Here is an 18004-nt window from a genome sequence, read left to right as displayed (position 1 = left end):
ATCTTTGCCAAAGTTCCAAACTTTGGCAAAGTTGTTTTTAACATACGCTAAAACAATACAAAATACACTATACAGAAAAATAAAGCTATTGCTTAGTTAGCCTTTTTAAATGAATTGAGATTTCATTGTGAAATAACTGTTTGCTTTCAGTGTTATAATTAATAACAGAAAATCTTAAAAATTAGTCAGGTACCCATTTATCTTTTTATTTTTGTGCATTATTATATTTGTATGAAACTGAAAGTAAATAAATACTTGGCTTTTATAGCACTCGCCTCTTTATCTTTAATTTCGTGTGCGGTGCAACAGCAGCAAAAACCTAAAGTTACGGTTGTAAAAAAATCAGAAGTAGAAGCTGAAACTCCTACTCCGCAACCTATTGAACAACCTTCGAAAACAGCAGCGCCAAAAATAGAACTCCCAGAAGTGAAACGGGAATTTCGGGCAGCTTGGGTAGCTACGGTTGCCAATATCAACTGGCCCAGCAGAAAAAATCTATCTACCGAAGATCAAAAACGAGAGGCAATACAATTGCTCGATTTATTGGAAGATGCCAATTTTAATGCGGTGATTTTTCAGGTGCGTCCGGCTGCAGATGCCTTGTATAAAAGCAATTATGAACCGTGGTCGTGTTATTTAACCGGCGAAACAGGCAAAGCACCTGCACCTTATTACGATCCGTTGGAATTTTGGGTTGAAGAAGCTCACAAACGCGGTTTGGAATTACATGTTTGGCTGAATCCGTATAGGGCACATCATTTAAGTGGTGGTTCGGTGAGCAGCGAATCAATGGTTAAAAAATCGCCCAGCAATATCGTGAAACTTAAAAACGGTATGTATTGGTTTGATCCGGCGAGTATTAAAACACAAGACCATGTGTCGAATGTGGTGAAAGATATTGTTTCGCGTTATGATATTGATGCGGTGCATTTCGATGATTATTTTTATCCGTATGCGTCGTACAATGGCGGTGCCGATTTTCCTGATACTGCCTCATGGAACACCTATAAAAATTCCGATGGAAGTCTTTCTAAAGCTGATTGGCGCAGAAATCATGTTAATAAATTCATTGAACGTATCCACAAAGAAATCAAACAAGAAAAACCATATGTTAAGTTTGGAATCAGTCCGTTTGGAATTTGGAAATCGGGTTATCCTATAGGTGTGGTGGGTTCTTCACAGTTTGATGAATTGTATGCCGATGCCAAATTGTGGTTGAACAAAGGCTGGATCGACTATTTTTCGCCTCAATTGTATTGGCCTATCAATTCCCCACGACAAAATTTTCAGGATTTATTGGAATGGTGGCAAGAGGAAAACACTTTAAACCGCCATTTGTGGCCAGGATTGAACACCGTGGAAGTGAAAGCAGCCAACCGCGCATCGGAAATTGTAAATCAAATCAAAATTACCAACAAAGTGTTGAACAAAAACAGCGTGGGTGCCATTCATTACAGCGTTGCTGGATTAACCAACAACAGCGAAATGATCCCTGCCTTGAAAAGCGACCCGTATAAAGAAAAAGCATTGGTACCATTGAGCCCGTGGATGAAAACCAGCAAAATAGCAACGCCCCATTTTAATACTAGCGATGAATATTCATCTGTAAAAATCGATTGGTCAAACAGCAACCAAACCAATGTTTTTCAATGGGTTTTGTATGCGCAATATGGCAACGAATGGCAAATAGAGATCTTTCCAAAAAAACAATTAAGCAAAATCATCAATCGATCTAAAAACGGAAAAAACTGCCAAATGATTGTTTTAAAAGCCGTTGACCGTTTGGGCAATGAAAGTGAGTATGCTGCAAAAAAAATATAGCTGTTTATGAATACATACATCATTTTCCTGAGAGCTGTAAATGTTTCAGGCAAAAACATCATTAAAATGGCCGATTTGAAAGTTGCTTTAATTGAAATTGGTTTCAAAAGTGTGATTACCTATATTCAAAGCGGAAATGTGGTCTTAAAAAGCAATGCGGAAAAAGCAGTTGTGGAACAGCAAATAAAGCAGCTTATTCAAGAACGTTTTTTACTGGATATTGCTGTATTTTGTTTGGATGTGCAGGAAGTGGAAACCGCTTTGCAAAACAATCCATTTCCGGCTGATGCTCCCAACAACAAAGTATTTATTACATTTATGAAGAATATTCCTTCGGAAGATGCGTTGCATGCCTTAACCACCGCCTTTCAACTTGGAAACGACGCTTTTAAAATACTGCATAAGTTGCTTTATTTTTATGTGGTTGATGGAATGGGTGCTTCGAAAATGAACACCAACTTTTTTGAAAAAAAACTGCAAACAATTGCCACAGGCAGAAACCTCAACACCATTCGAAAGGTAATTGCATATGCACAATCCATCTAAATAGTGTTGCATTTATGCACACTTTCCACAATTAAATGTTTGCATAAACACAGCAAAACCGTTTGAAAACTTTGTTATTAAAGCAATAGCGGTTTTTGGCATTTTTATTGTATATTTAGGAATAAATCATTTTAAAATTCCAATTATATGAAAAAGATTATTTTTACTATTAGTTTATTGGGCGGTGTGTTGATTTCTTGTAATAAAGAAAAAACTACAGACACTACAGTTACCACCGACACGCTTCAACAACAAACAACTGCTTCTGATACCATGAACCATGATGGACACAACGCCAACAATTCATTGGATTGGGCAGGAACTTACGAAGCGACATTACCTTGTGCAGATTGCCCGGGAATTAAAACAACTATAACACTGAAAACCGATGGAACCTATGAATATACCGCAACATATTTAGACAAAGATTTTGTGAATAAAAGTACGGGTGAAATCATGTGGCACAACAACGGCTCAGTGGTTCACTTAAAAGACAAAGACAATAAAGAAAACGATATGCAGCTGAAAGTTATTGAAAATGGCTTGATTGGTTTAGATACCGAAGGCAATGAAATAGAAGGTGCATTGAAAGAACATTACAATTACAAAAAAGTGATGTAATGTAGCTACAAACCCGAAAGCTTTTTAGTTTTCGGGTTTGTTTTAATCATCATCTTCCAACTCAAAAAGATTTTCAACAGGGATATTGAATATTTGGGCTATTTTTAACGCCAAAACAGCAGATGGAATGTATCTTTTTGTTTCGATTGAATTTATGGTTTGACGTGAAACTCCTACTTTTTCTGCTAAATCGCCTTGAGTGAAATTGTGTCGGGCACGTTCTATTTTTATGTAATTCTTCATTCTTCTTTTTGTTTAGATAATGAATATATTTGCTGTCCAAAATTGGATAATATTATAAGTAAAATGAAAAACATTAATCCAAATCCATTATAATGACTATAATCCAAATCTAACCAATCAATCAAACTAAAAAGTGAGCTAATTAATAATGTAGTAATACCTGTAATTATTCCCAGAAGAACAGCAGACAAAGGCATTTGTAAATACATTTCATCTCCATCATCTTTTGTCCATTGGGTCATAAAAAGTAAGAACATACCTACCAATGATATACTGGCAACAATTTTTGATAGTTTACCGAAATCTAACGATTCAGAAAAACCTGCGAGTTTTAGAAGTAATAATATTAATACAGGGAGTAAAATGATTGCTAAACTGATCCACATTCTCTTTTTCGGAATTAATCTACTTTTGTTATTCATCATTAATCGTTTTTAGTTAGTTCTTTTCTTAATTTATATACCTGACTACCAAAAACAAATAATTGCCACCACAAGATCATAAACATTAAAAAGAAACTATTATGTATTCCAAAATCTGTAAAAGACAAGGTTACTAAATCCCAAATAGAATTTACCAAAAGGAAGCCAACTCCAAAGAAAACAATACTCAAACTGGAAATCAATCTAAACTGTAAATACATTTCGTCTCCATCATCTTTTGTCCATTGAGTAATGAAAAGCAATAACATTCCTAATAAAATTGTAGATGCTATCAAATTTGTAACAATTTTACCATACGTTTCAAAATCAAGAAAATTAAATATTCTTAATAGAACTAAAAATATGATAGGAATAATAATAAGAGACATACTAATCCATAAATTACGCTTTGGAATTAAAATTTTTCTAGTTTTCATATTAGTTAAGTTTATTTGCTACAAATATAAACAAACTTTTCAATTTGTAAAACAAACTTTACTTTATGAAATAAAAAAAACCGATCTACTTCAAAAGTAGCTCGATTTTTAAAACAGTTCTGGCAAATTGTTTTTATACGGCAGGTAAATCTCGGGTTAACCAACCTCTGCGACTTGCTGTGGCAATGGCATACGGCGTGATCCAAAACAATGTGAACAAATAAAAAACGCTGTAGGTATATGCCAAAAATGCTTCTGAAATATTGTATTTTTTTGCGTAGAAAAACATTTGAATGCTAGAAAACACAAAAATTCCGGCTAAACTGGTGCATACAAACAAAACAGGATGCGTCACCACAAAAAATAAAAGTAACAACAATAATGGATATGCCATGATGACTTTTACCCATTGCATTACCAATAAAATGCGAGGTCCAATGGTTGATTCTTTTCTGAATTTGGTAAAAGCAAATTGGCTCATCATGATGTTTTCACGCACATTGCTGCGTTCCCAACGAATAAACATTTTGTACAGACTTTTATATTTCTCAGGAATATTGGTATAAACCAACGCATTTTTTTGAAAAAGCACATGTTTGCCTTGCTTTAAAATCATATTGGTCATGGCGCGGTCTTCGCCAATATCGCTTGGTTGCCCCATAAAAGTCTGGTTCATCCAATCTTCTAAACAATTCATCACAGCATCTTTTCTGTAAGCTGCCAAAGCACCGGGTGTACACAAAACCGAACCAATGGCACTTTGAGCCGAGCGAACAAATTCAAAACTAAATACAAAACTTACGTTTAACATTTTTGGTATCAAACCCTTTTCTTTGTTCAATACACGGACATTTCCTGCCACAGCGCCGCATTTTGCATGCACTGCAAACGGACTTACCAAATTGCGCAACGTATCTTCTTTTACAATTGAATCACTGTCAACCGTTACAAAAACATCGCCCGTTCCTTCTTTAAACCCAAGATACAGTGCATGGCGTTTCCCCATATTTTTTGGTTGCTGATAAATGGTCAATCGGTTGCCCAAAATTGCTTTTGCACGCAGCATCCATTGCCAAGTATCGTCTTTGCTTCCATCATCAATCGATAGAATTTGTAGTTTTTCATGTGGATAATCGCTATCAGCCAAACTCAATAACGTTTCATAAACTAATTTACCTTCATTATACGCTGGAACAATTACGGTGCAAGTGGGCAATTGTTCATTGCTAACTGCTTTTACCGCTTTGTATTTAACGTACAAAAAAAGTAGATAAGCAAGGAAACTTAACTGCAAAACCAATAAAGTCAATGCAATATAGCTTATCGTAACACCCCACCAAGTGGTCATCCGTTCAAAATGAATTTTCTCGATATCTGCTTGAAAGTTAACAAAAGCAAAAACCGACATAATCATGAAGAATAAGGTGGCGGCAATAACTACGTAATCTTTGTTTTTTAGGGAATTTAACGACAAAGCGTCTAGGAATTCTGAACGACGCATTTTTTTTGCGTCTTGTGGCTTTTCTGTGGGCAATTGCTCTTTTAAACAATCCTGCGTAAGAGCGGTTTTGGTTTTTAAAAATTGATTGGGCATAAAAATGTACTTTGAAAATAAACTGTTTGTTTGGTTAGATGAAAACAAACCTTTATTTGAATTGATAGAAAAGCAAATTTCAAGTATTATACCACGAAGAATTTTAAGAAAAATAAGGGGTAATTTAACATAAAACGGTCATTGATTGCTGATTGACATACACATATTGGGGAGAACTGCCGTGCCAAAAACCCCAACTGAAATTATTTTTTTAACCCTTTTTTAATCTTTGTTAAGAAGTGTTTAAAATGTGGAAAGCAAAAATCCGCTACCAAATGATAACGGATTTTGAATTAGTTTAAAGTAAAATTTGTTATTTCGGCATTGTAACCACCTCCACCTGCCATATTTTCATTTTTAAATGAAACCGAATAATTAATTTTCTCTGGATAATGAAATTCTTTGTTATATTCTACATTTATTGATACACCATACAAATCTCTATTGTCTCTAGTTTTAGCGTAAATAAAATCATTTTCAATCATTTTATAAATATCATCAATCGTGTAGCTACCCGGCGTTTCTTCTTCGTTAATTTGAATACCATTCTCTACAATTATATCTGCAATAATTGGTCCAGTAGAAGATGCATAACTATATTGAAATGAATAATTTTGATTTTTTGCATGCTCCCATAATGCTCTTTGTTCATTAAATGTACTTTCATCAAAACGAATATAATAATCCTCCTCATTATCACAACTCATCGTTATCGAAATGAAAATTAATAAACCTAATAAGTATATTTTTTTCATAAAAAGTAATGTTTTAGTTTATCAAATATACACAAAAATCCGTTACCAAATGATAACGGATTTTGCGTTTTTATTTCAGAATAAATGATTCTAATTAGCGTTCTCTACCAGCTGATGTTGAACTACAATACAGTCAGGGTTTTACTTTTTATAGTTGGCAAAGAATGTATGCAATGCACGCACTCCGGTTCCTGTTCCGCCTAAACCTTTATAATTTTCGGCAGCAGTTGTAAATGCAGGTCCGGCAATATCGATATGCACAAACGGAGCTTTCGCAAAATGCTCTAAAAACTTACCTGCTGTAATGGTTCCGGCGGTGCTTCCACCAATATTTTTTAAATCGGCACATGTAGATTTTAGCTGTTCTTTATAATCGTCCCACAATGGCAATTGCACCATGCGTTCGTGTACCTTTTCGCCCGCATTTAAAATAGCTTTTGTTACTTTTTCATCTGCATTACTCATTAAACAAGCTGCTCGCGTACCCACCGCAACCAAAGCCGCGCCAGTTAAAGTGGCTGCATTAATGATTAGTTGGGGATTGTATTTTGTGGCATAAGAAATGGCATCGGCCAAAATCATACGCCCTTCGGCATCGGTATTTAGTACCTCAACTGTGGTTCCATCCATCATGGTAATAATATCGCCCGGAGCATAGGCATCACCTCCCGGACGGTTGTCTGTTGCAGGAATTAAACCAATTACATGAATATTCAATTTGTTTAAAGCCGTTGCATACACAGTTGCCGCCATCATTGCTGCACCACCCATATCCGATTTCATTAAATCCATAGAGTTGGCAGTTGGTTTAAGCGACAATCCACCCGTATCATACACCACACCTTTTCCCACTAGCACAATAGGCTTTTCATTGATTGGGTTTGCCGGTTTGTATTCCATCACCGTGAAAGTTGGCGGTTGCACTGAGCCTTTATTAACAGCCAATAAGCCGCCCATTTTTAAAGCTTCGATTTCAGGTTTGCGAAACACTTCTACATGAAAATGGGCTTCATCGCCAATTTCCTGAATTTCTTTTGCCAATTGATTGGCTGTTAAGTACGAAGTGGGTTCGTTTACCATATCGCGTGCCCAAAAAACCGCTTTTATAATGTTGTTCATGTGGGTTATTTCTTCGGCTGAAATTTCGCCCAACATAAAAATATGTTCTAGCGTATATTCGCGGTCATCGGCATCTTTAAAGTATTTTAAAAACTGATAGTTTGATAATGCCAAACCTTCTGCCAACGCCAATGCGGTTTCGCCCGATCCAATAATGGTGATATCGGTTGTTTTTTTATCTAATTTTTGACGGATATTAAAACCCGACACACGCATTTTTTCTAAATCGTTGTTTTCTTTTACAAAAAAGAAAAATTGATTGCCGATTTTCACAAAATCTTCTTTAGTTTCTTTGGCTTGAAAGGTTGTAAAAGCTTGATTAACGTAGTCTGGAGTTTGCGTATTTAAAGTAGTGTGTTCGTTTACAACATAAACAAAAGCAGTTCCTTTAAGTTCTTGGGTTAATTGTAACATTGTTTGTTTTTTTATTGAATTTCAAAGGTAGGAAATTGAACAGACAATAAAAAAAATGCGTTTAACATATTTGCTAAACGCATTTTATTTTTAATTCGCAGGTGCAGGTATCAAAAATCATCAAACACCCTTCATCAATCATCAATCATCAATCATCAATCATCAATCACAAATCACCAATCAAAAATCATCAATCAAAAATCATCAATCAAAAATCATCAATCAAAAATCATCAATCAAAAATCATCAATCAAAAATCATCAAACACCCTTCATCAATCAAAAATCAAAAATCAAAAATCATCAATCAAAAATCACCTCATCTGCCTAAATGTTAAACTAATTCTTGGTTCGGTTACTTTTTTTGTTGGGGCGATACGGTGCAGCCAATGTTTCTGGGTTTCGCCTTTCATTTCGATTAACGAACCATTGGGTAAATCGAACAGTTTTTTCTGTGCCGATTGTTTGTGTTTAAAATCAAATCGGCGTTGTGCACCCAAACTTAAACAAGCGATTGAACCGTTATCAACCAAATCTTTTTCGCCGTCGCTGTGCCACGCCATGCCTTCTTCGCCGCTGTGGTACAAATTCAGTAAACACGAATTGTACATACTGTTGGTATATAATTCAATTAATTGTTTTAAAGCCAATAATTCTTCCATCCAAGGCAATGCCACACGCGTATAACCGGAATAAGTGTACGAAAAATCTTTTGATCCGTACCAAGCAACCTTTCGTTTGGTAGTGATTTCCTTGCCATAAATAACCGATTTATCATGGTACCATTCTATTTTCTGCATCAATACATTAAAAAAATGATTGGCCTCATGGGTATCCAACAAAATTCCATGGTAAACAACTTCGCCATCAAATGGCAATAAATTATCTTCGGTTGTTTCGTTTGTAAATAAATCCATAGCATTACTTTTTTGTAAAAATACAACTTCTTTATTTTTTGCATAACGACAATCAACGTCATTTTAAATAGTGACTTTTGAAGAAAAACAAAGCATATGATGACTTTTTTAAAACACCGGGCAGCCTTGTTGCACATAGAAAGCCAAATGGTGGAATGCAGCATTCAGAAATATACTTGGATGGAGATCAATGATAAAGACGCTCAAAAATTTTATCAAGAACAAATTAATGAGTGGGCTTTTAAAAAAGAAAACTATTTAAACCGTTTATTGGTATCGCTAACCAAAACCGAGATTACCACCCACAATATTATGGAAATAAAAAAGTGTTATGAATTGGTTGAAGCTTACAGCAAGAACCATTACAGCCAACTTTTTAAAACGCATTTAAACCGAACGATTGAAAATCATCAGAAAAAATACGGCGATTTTTTGCTGAGCAATCAATTAAAAAAAGCGGTTGAAGTAGAGCAGCTTATTATGAATCTAGAGCGTATTGCCTGATTTTGTTGCTTACAAACAAATGCACGAACTACTGCAACTATCAAAAATAGTTGTTGAGTGCTTCTGTAGATGGGTTTGGAAACTTATCTATTTAATGATTGTAATAGCGTGCATCAGCTCGCTGTTAGGTTGTTGCAATTCTTGTTGCACCCCATTTATCTTTAACTGCACAAGCGGATCAACCTCTGACCGATCGGTTGTTTTGTATTTTGCAAAAATGGTGTCGTTGGGATACAAACCATTGTAATCAATTACATAATTTCCTTCTTTAAAACCATTTTCGTCGGGCATATACCAGCTGTAATCCATTCTTAAATAACCATTATCAAATAAGGCATCGGCAACAAAATCTTGAATAATAGAATTATTTGATTGCTCATCTGTAAGATTGATTGTTTGGTTTTTGGTAATTAAATAAAAAGTAAATTGTTCGTTAGGAATGTGACCATCCGCAGCAGGGTTTAGCAAATTGCTGCCTCCACTATTTTTTAAGTGCACGGCTAATATTTCATCAGGCTCTGGTGGTGTTACACATCCGCAACTGTCATCACCAACACATGCAGTGAATGCCAAACCGCTCAAAATTAGTACAACTATTTTTTTCATAAGAAATCTATCTTTATTACCCGCCTATCGCATTATAAAATTCCCAATGATGCACAGATTTTTATTCATCTTTAAAGCTATCTATAAAATGCAAAACAATTAAAACCTGTGTGTGTCTGTGGCAAAAAACAAGTTACTGAATATCATGTTTTAAAATTCAATAAATAATGCAGAGCGCGTTTTTATAGATACTAAAATACACTTTTTTTTGTAACGCCACCATCTATTTTATAATTTTACCTTATGAAAGCACCATTAGCAGAACGCATACGCCCCAAAAACTTAGACGAATACATTAGTCAATCGCATTTAGTGGGTTCCCAAGGTATTTTAACCCAAAGTATTAAACGTGGCATTATCCCCTCTATGATTTTTTGGGGACCGCCAGGCACGGGCAAAACTACTTTAGCCGAGATTATTGCTCAGGAAAGCAACCGCCCTTTTTATGTGTTGAGTGCTATTAATGCAGGTGTGAAAGATGTGCGCGAGGTGATTGAAAAAGCCAAAGGAGACGGCGGTTTATTTACCCCTAAAAATCCTATTTTATTTATTGATGAAATACACCGTTTCAGCAAATCGCAGCAAGATTCCTTGTTGGCAGCTGTTGAAAAAGGCTGGGTAACACTGATTGGTGCTACAACCGAAAACCCGAGTTTTGAAGTGATTCCGGCTTTGCTTTCACGCTGCCAAGTATATACCTTAAATGCGTTTACAAAAACAGATTTGGAAGCCTTGCTGAACCGAGCTTTGTTGGTGGACGAAGTTTTAAAAACTAAAAATATAACGATTATAGAAAACGAAGCGCTGTTTCGGGTTTCGGGTGGCGATGGTAGAAAATTGTTGAATACTTTTGAATTGATTGTGAATGCCATTGGTGATGAAACAGTGGAAATTACCAATGAAAAAGTAATGCAAATTGTTCAAAAAAACACGGTTTTGTATGATAAAACGGGCGAACAACATTACGATATTATTTCGGCTTTTATTAAATCGATTCGGGGAAGTGATCCCAACGGAGCGGTTTATTGGTTGGCACGAATGATTGAAGGCGGCGAAGATTTAAAATTCATTGCTCGCCGTTTGCTTATTTCTGCTTCTGAAGATATTGGCTTGGCAAACCCCACCGCTATTATTATGGCAAACAATATTTTTCAGGCGGTATCGGTGATTGGCTACCCAGAAAGTAGGATTTTATTAAGTCAGTGTGCTATTTATTTGGCAACATCGCCCAAAAGCAACGCCAGCTATATGGCAATTGGCAAAGCACAAGCAGCAGTGAAACAAACCGGCGATTTGTCGGTTCCGATTCATTTGCGAAACGCGCCTACCAAATTAATGAAAGAATTGGGTTATGGCGAAGATTATAAATACAGCCACGATTTCCCTGGCAATTTTGCTTATCAGGAATATTTACCCGATGATCTGGCAAACACCGCTTTTTATGAACCGGGTGAAAATGCACGAGAAAAACAAACCAAAGATTTTCTACAGCAACGCTGGCAAGGTAAATACGGATACTAAGTATGCAATTGATTGAAACTAATTTTTTATCCTTAAAAATGCAATGCCTCGAAGTGAATTTCGAGGCATTTCATTTTACATTTTAAGCAAAAGATGCAATAACCTTATTGCTTTTTATAGAATTTACAGTAAAATAACTATTGCTTTTGTTTGTTTAAAACCGAATATTCCAAAGCATTTTTAATGGCATCGGTATAAGATTTAGCATGCAGTTTCAATCGGCTTTCTCCGTTTGCAGTAAAAACCGCATTTCCTTTACAATTCACTAAAGTGATTTCCAATTTGGTTGCAAGCATTGATTTGTCGCGCGTCACCTCGCATTTTAGTAACTTACACGGATCTGCTTTCACTTCTGCCGGTACTTCTTGATTGTCGTAAAAAACAGTATAACCCGCTTCTTCTAAACGGTATTTTAGGTAAGAGTTCACTCGGAATTCATTAAAGGTGTCTTGAAAATGATACACTTGTTTTATTTGAACATATTTGGTGTTCAATCCTTGTGCTTTTGCTGCGATAGACAAGCAAACAAAAAGCGTTAAAAATAGAATCTTTTTCATATTATAAAATATCTAAAAGTTGATTTAATTTGTAAATTTCTGCCACACCCAATGGGTTTTCTAATTTGGCTTCGTTGAACCAAACTGCTTGCATACCCGCATTTAAAGCTCCGTGAATATCTGCTTGCAGGCTATCGCCAATCATCACACTGTTTTCTGCTTTCACATAGGCTTTTTTCAAAGCATATTGAAATATTGCTGTATGTGGTTTTTTCACACCTGCCAATTCCGAATTGGTTATCGTTTGAAAATAAGACGTTAAATGCGCATTTTTCAGCTTGCGTTCTTGCACCACATCAGGTCCGTTTGTAATGATGTGTAAGCGGTATTTTTTGGTAAGAGCAGCTAAAGTGGTGTGTGCACCATCGAACACGTGGTTGTGATTGGGTAAATGCATCACAAACTGATCGGCAATATGGTAAATATCCTTATCTGTTAACTGTATTTGAAGCGCGTTAAAAGTGTCTTTTAATCTGCCGTAGCGCAAAACATCTCGCGATATTTCTTCTTTTGAAAAGCGCTCCCAATAGGAATCGTTAATCGGTTTAAAATGAATCATAAAATCATGCACATTTTCCAACTGCATTTCGGTAAAAATTGCATCAAATGTTAACGCAGCATTTTTATCAAAATCATAAATGGTATGATCCAAATCGAAAAACAAATCAGTAACCGTTGCTTTAGCGCTCATTATTTTTGATGTGTAATTACAGCATTTTCAATATGGTAAATCCAATCGTCGATATCGTCTGCATTGTATCGAAAAGTACCTTCAATTGTTACATAAGTATCGGTTTTTAAACGCGGAGTGCTGCCCTTAAATTGAATGCCCATAATGGTTTCTGGTCCGGCGTTTCCGCAGAAAAAACATTGTGCAAAAACATTTTTACTCAACGCATACGATTTGCTATCAATGGGAACAATAAAGCCCGAAGCTTTTATTTTTTTCCCTTGCAAAGCTTTTAAAGTGCTGTTTACCATAGGATACATCACTTCGCCGTAATGTGGATTTTTTCTTTTTACAAAGTCAATCTGCCCCAACAATTTCCATGAAACCTCGGTTATATTTTGGTAGGCAGTTGTTGTGGGCACTATGGATGAATGAGTGGAAAAACTCATTAAAAAAACAGCTAATCCGGTATAAATGCCTATGATGATTTTTTTTAACATATTTTATTTCTTTTTTTTATGAATGATGATACAAAATTAATCAATTGTATTTACTTTTTCGAGACAATCACAGCTTCATGCACACTAAAAGTCCAATCGTCTTTATTGGTATCGTTATAGAAAAATGTTCCTTCTAAAGTTACATACGTATCGGTTTTTAATCGCGGTGTTTTGCCTTTAAATTGAATACCCATAACCGTTTCGATACCCGCATTGGTACTACAAAAAAAGCAGTGCGAATATACATTTTTACTTAAAACATACGATTTGCTATCTACCGGAATAATATAGCCGCTGATTGTTATTTTCTTTCCATGAAACGATTCTTTAATCGTGGCACCATAGTTCGCCATTACCCGCACACTGTTGCTTATATTTCCCAACACTTGCCAGTTTAGTGCTATGGGTTGGTTTTGCGTGTTGGTATTCGAAAAAGAAGTACCTTGCTGAACCGAAAAGCTCATTAAAAAAAGCGCCAATCCGCAATAAATTCCTATAATTCCTTTTTTAAGCATTTGCCAATGTTTTTGAAATGTTTAACGAATACGCTTTTATAGCTGGAATGATGGCTGCTATTATACCAACCCCCAATGTGGCTGCAAATAGCATTCCTTCTTCTTTCCACAAAAACTCTAACGGATTAAATGCCATCTTGAATTCTTCTTGCGACGAAATGGACAAGAAATACAAACCAATTCTACCAAAAACAATACCAAGAATAAATCCTATGGTGCATAAAAAAATACTTTCTAACAAAACCAACCACAACAATTGCAGTTTAGTGGCACCGGTAATTCGCAACAAGGCAAACTCGTATTTACGTTCTTTTAAGGTGTTGTACAATGCTACAAAAATACTGATGCCCGATATAAGCATAATGCCATACGCCAAATATTTTAAGGCCGAAATACCCACGCCAAACAAAGCAAAAAGGCGGTTCACCTCTAGAGCGGGCGACGCTGCCTGCATTTCGGTGTTTTGCGGAATGATTCTGGGCCAAGTCATTTTTGCCATATTATTGCGCAATTTTAAAAGTACTGCGGTGATTTCTTTTCCTTCGTGTGGATTTATTTCTTCGTGATGATGTGCCTCGTCTTCGTGGTGGTGATGCTCTTCTCCTTCGACATGAACATGGGGTTCACTTGCTTGCGGCTCGTGTTCATGGTCGTGGTCGTGCATTCCCCAAACCGATTCTATATTTGAAAGAATTAAATTATCGGCTACTTTGCCCGATGCCGCTAATATTCCAACCACTTTATAGGCATGATGGTCATGCACTTCACCTTCTTGGGCATCGCCATGCGTTCCAAAAAATGTACTTCCTATCTTTAAATTGGTTTTTGCTGCAATTGTAGCTCCGATAACTACTTCGTAATCATTCGCAAACAGTTTTCCTTCTTGCATTTGCAAACTAAAATGTTTTATATAATTATCAGTGGTTCCTACAATTTTATATCCTAAATAATTATCACCATACGCCAATGGAACAGCGCTTTCTACCATTGGTTTGTTCATCCACGCTTCGGCTTCGGTATAGGAAATGTTCCCCGGAGGTGCATCCATTTGATAGACCGATGACAGAATCAATTGCAACGGACTTCCTTTTGCTCCTAAAACCAAATCGATATTGTCCATTGACGAGGAAAATTTTTCTTCGAATTGCTTTTGTAAAAGGATAAGAATGGATATGATAGAAACCGAAGCAGTAAGCAAAATAATACTTAAAAAAGTGTTGAGCGGTTTAAACCACGTGTTTTTCCATGCGATTTTACTGATCATGACAAAATGATTTGGTGGTTAAACAAAGTTTTTAAACGTTGGTCGTGGGTTACAATAATCAATGATGATTGATAGCTTTCTGCCAAGTTACTCAACAAACGTGCTACAATTAAGGCGTTTTCGTCATCTAAACTCGATGTGGGTTCATCAGCCAAAATAACCGACGGATTATTAATCAAAGCCCGGGCTATGTTTACCCGCTGTTGCTGACCAATACTTAACTGGCTTGGCAACTTGTGCACGTGGTCTTTTAACCCTAAATTATCTAAAATACTTAAGGCTTTTTCTTTATTTTTTTCTTTGTTTGCAATCCACGATGCAAGAACCACATTATCTAATACTGAAAGAGCTTCAATGAAAAATGATTTTTGAAGAATCATGCCTATCGATGCGCCCCGAAAAGCATCTAGTTGAGCGGCACTCAAACTTAAAACATCTTGATTATTTATTTGGATTGATCCTTCGGAAGGCTTTAGCAATCCACCCAACAAATGCAGTAGCGTGGTTTTTCCGGTACCTGAATTTCCTGTAATTAACAAGGTTTGTCCGTTGGGACAATTGATATCAGGAAAATGAAATTTTTGTGTATCCGAATAGGAAAAAATGAGATTATGGGTTGTAATCATTTGCTTGTATCTTAAACGGTATGCAAGATAGTGATTTTTCTACGGATTTAATAATTGTTTGGCGGGGGTTGATTTGGTGATTTGGTAATTTTATGAATCGTTGATTTGTTTATAGTTTTGTTGAGATCTCTCGTTACCTCGGGATGACAAAGTGTATGGTTATTTGGTTTTGGTTGGTTTAAAATGTTGTTTGTTTGTCATGCTGTAAGCATCCTTTTAGACTCCTTCGGAGTGACAAACTGTTGTGTGTAGTTTATTTTTCATAGTTATGTATGTTGTTGAATTGGTGATTCGATAAATTTACGCTATTCTCTTCTTTGAAACACCAAAGAAGCAAAGTGTTTTAATTGCGGTGCATTTTTAATCGGTTGAAATTCACTTGTGAAGCTAACACATCGAAACCATCGCTGCGCTCGCCGATGCGTTTACGCTTCATGCTGTGTTTCAACGTTCGATTGAAAGTGCATACCGCTGTATTTAGGCTATTTGTGTTTTTCATTCATTATTCCACTTGTATATAGTTTTGTTGAGATCCCTCGTTGCCTCGGGATGACAAACTGTATGGTTATTTGGTTTTGGTTGGTTTAAAATGTTGTTTGTTTGTCATGCTGTAAGCATCCTTTAGACTCCTTCGGAGTGACAAATTGTACATATATTTTGTTTGATGAGATCCCTCGTTGCCTCGGGATGACAAACTGTATGGTTATTTGGTTTTTACATCCCCCTTAATCCCCCTTCAAAGGGGGAGTGTTGGGAGGTTATAAAAATAGCATTTATAAGTTATATATTATACGTCATACATTATACAATTTACATTATACAATTTACATTATGCAATTTACATTATACACTATACAACATAACACATAACACATACAACATAGAACATACAACATAGAACATACAACTTCAAAAAACCTACTTCTTAACCACTTTTACCGTGGCGGTGCTGCCTTGGGTGGTGGTGATTTTTATAAAATACGTTCCGGCTGTGGCACCATGCAGGTTGATTTGGTTGTTGCCGTTAAAAATGCCTTGTTGTATTTGCTGCCCCAATACATTGTACACCTCATAGTTGTACAGGGTTTCTTGCGTTTCTATGTTTACTAGATCAGTGGTTGGGTTGGGGTACACTTTAACATTTAGTTTGTTAAATTTTTCTGTGCTTACTGCTGTACCGCAGGTACTTGCACCAAGCTTTGCTACAAAAAAATCGTATTTACCAATAGCGCCTAATAAACCAACACTACCGCCGCCCGTAAACAAATTACCTTGATAGCACCCACCTACCACATAATTACCATCGTTATCTACAGCTACAGCTGTAAGCATGTGGTTGTTACCTGTACTTCCCTGAATATCGTGCATGCCTACTACCGCACCGGTTTGTTTGTTAAAACGCATTAATAACGGGTCACTTTGGTGGCCTTGCGGGCGGTTGATGCTAAAGCCGTCCCAAATGGTATTACCTCCCATAGTAGCAAAAGCCACTTCTTGGGCATTATTTCGCAATGCCATACCAAAACCCCAATAATCTCCTGTCTGGGCTGTACTATTGTGGTATCCAGTAGGGGTACGTGCCCATTGAGTGATCCCGTTGCTGTTTAATTTAGCAATAAATGGCATGTTGCCCCAAACAGAAATATTAAATGTATAGGGTGTTGCAGACGAGTTTTTTGGATCTTTTATTCTAATATATTCACCTGCTTGACCTGTTGCAACAAGTTTACCGCTTATATAAATATCACCGTTAGCATTGTCAACTACCAAATCGTAGATGCGATTATCTTGGAAAACTGGTTCACTAGATTCCATTTCTCTGCGCCATAGTTCGTTGCCGTTGGTCGCATTTATGGCTAATATATAGGCATTTTCTGTAAACGCGGTGCCATCGTACGTTAATGGAATGTCTTCATTGGCATTTACCCTTGAACGAAAGCCACCTATAAGATAGCGGTTGCGGGGCTCGTCGTATCTAAAAGTATAGCTTGAACCTACAAAACCGGTACCATCCACTATCGGTAACATCATACTGCTTACGTAATTACCTGATGCATCATACTTTGTTAAATAATATTGAAAAGCAGTTATTGTGCTGGGTACTGTTACATTATTGTCTAAATGTGTACCACCTGTAAACCCAACAATAAAGTGGATAACATCATTACTATCTATCAATATCTTTAAAATCTCAGACCTATCCAAAATATCATCAGTAATACCTTGCATGGCTCTTTTCCAAACAAACTGTCCATTGTTATTGTATTTTACTAAAAAACTTCTTTTGTAATAATCACTTGGCGAATTTATTGGATTGGGTTGTGTGGGCATTGTTTCTGTAGGACTGAAATGG

General features: G+C 36.3%; 21 protein-coding genes. 5 read left to right on the top strand and 16 right to left on the bottom strand.

Translation table 11 applies throughout. The annotated features are described in order from the left end of the window. The first annotated feature begins 231 nt into the window (after positions 1 to 231). The 3 genes from NPX36_RS07905 (at position 232) to NPX36_RS07895 (ending at position 2988) form a co-directional block, all read left to right on the top strand. Positions 232 to 1821, top strand: a complete 1590-nt coding sequence (locus NPX36_RS07905) for a glycoside hydrolase family 10 protein (RefSeq protein ID WP_257498199.1) — start codon at positions 232 to 234, stop codon at positions 1819 to 1821. A gap of 6 nt (positions 1822 to 1827) precedes the next feature. Next, on the top strand, positions 1828 to 2367 hold the full coding sequence (locus NPX36_RS07900; RefSeq protein ID WP_257498198.1) for a DUF1697 domain-containing protein: 540 nt from the start codon (positions 1828 to 1830) through the stop codon (positions 2365 to 2367). A 147-nt stretch (positions 2368 to 2514) separates the two neighbouring features. Next, positions 2515 to 2988: a copper resistance protein NlpE gene (locus tag NPX36_RS07895; RefSeq protein WP_257498197.1), complete on the top strand. Its 474-nt coding sequence runs from the start codon at positions 2515 to 2517 to the stop codon at positions 2986 to 2988. Positions 2989 to 3030: 42 nt separating this feature from the next. Here the strand turns inward: NPX36_RS07895 and NPX36_RS07890 are convergent, their stop codons facing one another. From NPX36_RS07890 to NPX36_RS07860, 7 genes are all read right to left on the bottom strand, one after another. Beyond that, positions 3031 to 3231, bottom strand: a complete 201-nt coding sequence (locus tag NPX36_RS07890; protein WP_257498196.1) for a helix-turn-helix transcriptional regulator — start codon at positions 3229 to 3231, stop codon at positions 3031 to 3033. After that, complete coding sequence (locus NPX36_RS07885) at positions 3228 to 3656, bottom strand: hypothetical protein (RefSeq protein WP_257498195.1); 429 nt, start codon at positions 3654 to 3656, stop codon at positions 3228 to 3230. The genes NPX36_RS07890 and NPX36_RS07885 overlap by 4 nt, the downstream gene beginning before the upstream one ends. Beyond that, positions 3656 to 4090, bottom strand: a complete 435-nt coding sequence (locus NPX36_RS07880) for a hypothetical protein (protein WP_257498194.1) — start codon at positions 4088 to 4090, stop codon at positions 3656 to 3658. Before NPX36_RS07880 ends, NPX36_RS07885 begins: the two co-directional genes overlap by 1 nt. A gap of 133 nt (positions 4091 to 4223) precedes the next feature. Further along, positions 4224 to 5591 carry a glycosyltransferase gene (locus tag NPX36_RS07875; RefSeq protein ID WP_257500731.1) on the bottom strand — a complete coding sequence of 456 codons (1368 nt, stop codon included), beginning with the start codon at positions 5589 to 5591 and terminating at the stop codon, positions 4224 to 4226. A gap of 386 nt (positions 5592 to 5977) precedes the next feature. Further along, positions 5978 to 6439 carry a DUF6174 domain-containing protein gene (locus NPX36_RS07870; protein ID WP_257498193.1) on the bottom strand — a complete coding sequence of 154 codons (462 nt, stop codon included), beginning with the start codon at positions 6437 to 6439 and terminating at the stop codon, positions 5978 to 5980. A 141-nt stretch (positions 6440 to 6580) separates the two neighbouring features. Further along, the gene (locus tag NPX36_RS07865) at positions 6581 to 7972 is read right to left on the bottom strand and encodes a leucyl aminopeptidase family protein (protein ID WP_257498192.1); all 1392 of its coding nucleotides are present in this window, start codon (positions 7970 to 7972) and stop codon (positions 6581 to 6583) included. A gap of 313 nt (positions 7973 to 8285) precedes the next feature. Further along, positions 8286 to 8888 (bottom strand): alpha-ketoglutarate-dependent dioxygenase AlkB family protein, encoded by a 603-nt coding sequence (locus tag NPX36_RS07860; protein WP_257498191.1) that lies wholly within the window; start codon positions 8886 to 8888, stop codon positions 8286 to 8288. A gap of 96 nt (positions 8889 to 8984) precedes the next feature. Between NPX36_RS07860 and NPX36_RS07855 the strand changes: the two genes are divergently transcribed. Beyond that, entirely contained in the window at positions 8985 to 9392 is a 408-nt protein-coding gene (locus NPX36_RS07855; protein WP_257498190.1) for a hypothetical protein, read from the top strand. 87 nt (positions 9393 to 9479) lie between these two features. Here the strand turns inward: NPX36_RS07855 and NPX36_RS07850 are convergent, their stop codons facing one another. After that, the gene (locus NPX36_RS07850) at positions 9480 to 9998 is read right to left on the bottom strand and encodes a hypothetical protein (RefSeq protein ID WP_257498189.1); all 519 of its coding nucleotides are present in this window, start codon (positions 9996 to 9998) and stop codon (positions 9480 to 9482) included. Positions 9999 to 10241: 243 nt separating this feature from the next. Here NPX36_RS07850 and NPX36_RS07845 point away from each other — a divergent pair, with 243 nt between their 5' ends. Next, positions 10242 to 11519: a replication-associated recombination protein A gene (locus NPX36_RS07845; protein ID WP_257498188.1), complete on the top strand. Its 1278-nt coding sequence runs from the start codon at positions 10242 to 10244 to the stop codon at positions 11517 to 11519. 137 nt (positions 11520 to 11656) lie between these two features. Here NPX36_RS07845 and NPX36_RS07840 read toward each other — a convergent pair whose 3' ends face one another. From NPX36_RS07840 to NPX36_RS07805, 8 genes are all read right to left on the bottom strand, one after another. Continuing rightward, positions 11657 to 12076 carry a hypothetical protein gene (locus NPX36_RS07840; RefSeq protein WP_257498187.1) on the bottom strand — a complete coding sequence of 140 codons (420 nt, stop codon included), beginning with the start codon at positions 12074 to 12076 and terminating at the stop codon, positions 11657 to 11659. A 1-nt stretch (position 12077) separates the two neighbouring features. Then, positions 12078 to 12767: a YjjG family noncanonical pyrimidine nucleotidase gene (locus NPX36_RS07835; protein ID WP_257498186.1), complete on the bottom strand. Its 690-nt coding sequence runs from the start codon at positions 12765 to 12767 to the stop codon at positions 12078 to 12080. Next, positions 12767 to 13246 (bottom strand): hypothetical protein, encoded by a 480-nt coding sequence (locus NPX36_RS07830; protein WP_257498185.1) that lies wholly within the window; start codon positions 13244 to 13246, stop codon positions 12767 to 12769. Before NPX36_RS07830 ends, NPX36_RS07835 begins: the two co-directional genes overlap by 1 nt. Positions 13247 to 13296: 50 nt before the next feature. After that, positions 13297 to 13761: a hypothetical protein gene (locus NPX36_RS07825; protein WP_257498184.1), complete on the bottom strand. Its 465-nt coding sequence runs from the start codon at positions 13759 to 13761 to the stop codon at positions 13297 to 13299. Then, positions 13754 to 15025, bottom strand: coding sequence for an ABC transporter permease (locus NPX36_RS07820; RefSeq protein ID WP_257498183.1), 1272 nt, complete (start codon positions 15023 to 15025; stop codon positions 13754 to 13756). Before NPX36_RS07820 ends, NPX36_RS07825 begins: the two co-directional genes overlap by 8 nt. Then, positions 15022 to 15651, bottom strand: a complete 630-nt coding sequence (locus tag NPX36_RS07815; RefSeq protein WP_257498181.1) for an ABC transporter ATP-binding protein — start codon at positions 15649 to 15651, stop codon at positions 15022 to 15024. The genes NPX36_RS07820 and NPX36_RS07815 overlap by 4 nt, the downstream gene beginning before the upstream one ends. Positions 15652 to 15994: 343 nt before the next feature. Then, positions 15995 to 16150: a hypothetical protein gene (locus tag NPX36_RS07810; RefSeq protein WP_257498180.1), complete on the bottom strand. Its 156-nt coding sequence runs from the start codon at positions 16148 to 16150 to the stop codon at positions 15995 to 15997. Between the two features lie 419 nt (positions 16151 to 16569). Next, entirely contained in the window at positions 16570 to 17982 is a 1413-nt protein-coding gene (locus NPX36_RS07805; protein WP_257498179.1) for a T9SS type A sorting domain-containing protein, read from the bottom strand. Positions 17983 to 18004: the final 22 nt, after the last annotated feature.

Source organism: Paenimyroides aestuarii (assembly GCF_024628805.1).
GTDB classification, from domain to species: domain Bacteria; phylum Bacteroidota; class Bacteroidia; order Flavobacteriales; family Flavobacteriaceae; genus Flavobacterium; species Flavobacterium aestuarii_A.
Note: the sequence above shows the minus strand (reverse complement) of the source record. Positions and strands in the feature narration are given on the sequence as shown.

Excerpts from the sequence above, each read along its gene's own strand:
- NPX36_RS07905 (WP_257498199.1), top strand. The coding sequence starts at position 232 with ATGAAACTGAAAGTAAATAAATACTTGGCTTTTATAGCACTCGCCTCT.
- NPX36_RS07900 (WP_257498198.1), top strand. The coding sequence starts at position 1,828 with ATGAATACATACATCATTTTCCTGAGAGCTGTAAATGTTTCAGGCAAA.
- NPX36_RS07895 (WP_257498197.1), top strand. The coding sequence starts at position 2,515 with ATGAAAAAGATTATTTTTACTATTAGTTTATTGGGCGGTGTGTTGATT.
- NPX36_RS07890 (WP_257498196.1), bottom strand. The coding sequence starts at position 3,231 with ATGAAGAATTACATAAAAATAGAACGTGCCCGACACAATTTCACTCAA.
- NPX36_RS07885 (WP_257498195.1), bottom strand. The coding sequence starts at position 3,656 with ATGATGAATAACAAAAGTAGATTAATTCCGAAAAAGAGAATGTGGATC.
- NPX36_RS07880 (WP_257498194.1), bottom strand. The coding sequence starts at position 4,090 with ATGAAAACTAGAAAAATTTTAATTCCAAAGCGTAATTTATGGATTAGT.
- NPX36_RS07875 (WP_257500731.1), bottom strand. The coding sequence starts at position 5,591 with ATGCGTCGTTCAGAATTCCTAGACGCTTTGTCGTTAAATTCCCTAAAA.
- NPX36_RS07870 (WP_257498193.1), bottom strand. The coding sequence starts at position 6,439 with ATGAAAAAAATATACTTATTAGGTTTATTAATTTTCATTTCGATAACG.
- NPX36_RS07865 (WP_257498192.1), bottom strand. The coding sequence starts at position 7,972 with ATGTTACAATTAACCCAAGAACTTAAAGGAACTGCTTTTGTTTATGTT.
- NPX36_RS07860 (WP_257498191.1), bottom strand. The coding sequence starts at position 8,888 with ATGGATTTATTTACAAACGAAACAACCGAAGATAATTTATTGCCATTT.
- NPX36_RS07855 (WP_257498190.1), top strand. The coding sequence starts at position 8,985 with ATGATGACTTTTTTAAAACACCGGGCAGCCTTGTTGCACATAGAAAGC.
- NPX36_RS07850 (WP_257498189.1), bottom strand. The coding sequence starts at position 9,998 with ATGAAAAAAATAGTTGTACTAATTTTGAGCGGTTTGGCATTCACTGCA.
- NPX36_RS07845 (WP_257498188.1), top strand. The coding sequence starts at position 10,242 with ATGAAAGCACCATTAGCAGAACGCATACGCCCCAAAAACTTAGACGAA.
- NPX36_RS07840 (WP_257498187.1), bottom strand. The coding sequence starts at position 12,076 with ATGAAAAAGATTCTATTTTTAACGCTTTTTGTTTGCTTGTCTATCGCA.
- NPX36_RS07835 (WP_257498186.1), bottom strand. The coding sequence starts at position 12,767 with ATGAGCGCTAAAGCAACGGTTACTGATTTGTTTTTCGATTTGGATCAT.
- NPX36_RS07830 (WP_257498185.1), bottom strand. The coding sequence starts at position 13,246 with ATGTTAAAAAAAATCATCATAGGCATTTATACCGGATTAGCTGTTTTT.
- NPX36_RS07825 (WP_257498184.1), bottom strand. The coding sequence starts at position 13,761 with ATGCTTAAAAAAGGAATTATAGGAATTTATTGCGGATTGGCGCTTTTT.
- NPX36_RS07820 (WP_257498183.1), bottom strand. The coding sequence starts at position 15,025 with ATGATCAGTAAAATCGCATGGAAAAACACGTGGTTTAAACCGCTCAAC.
- NPX36_RS07815 (WP_257498181.1), bottom strand. The coding sequence starts at position 15,651 with ATGATTACAACCCATAATCTCATTTTTTCCTATTCGGATACACAAAAA.
- NPX36_RS07810 (WP_257498180.1), bottom strand. The coding sequence starts at position 16,150 with ATGAAAAACACAAATAGCCTAAATACAGCGGTATGCACTTTCAATCGA.
- NPX36_RS07805 (WP_257498179.1), bottom strand. The coding sequence starts at position 17,982 with ATGCCCACACAACCCAATCCAATAAATTCGCCAAGTGATTATTACAAA.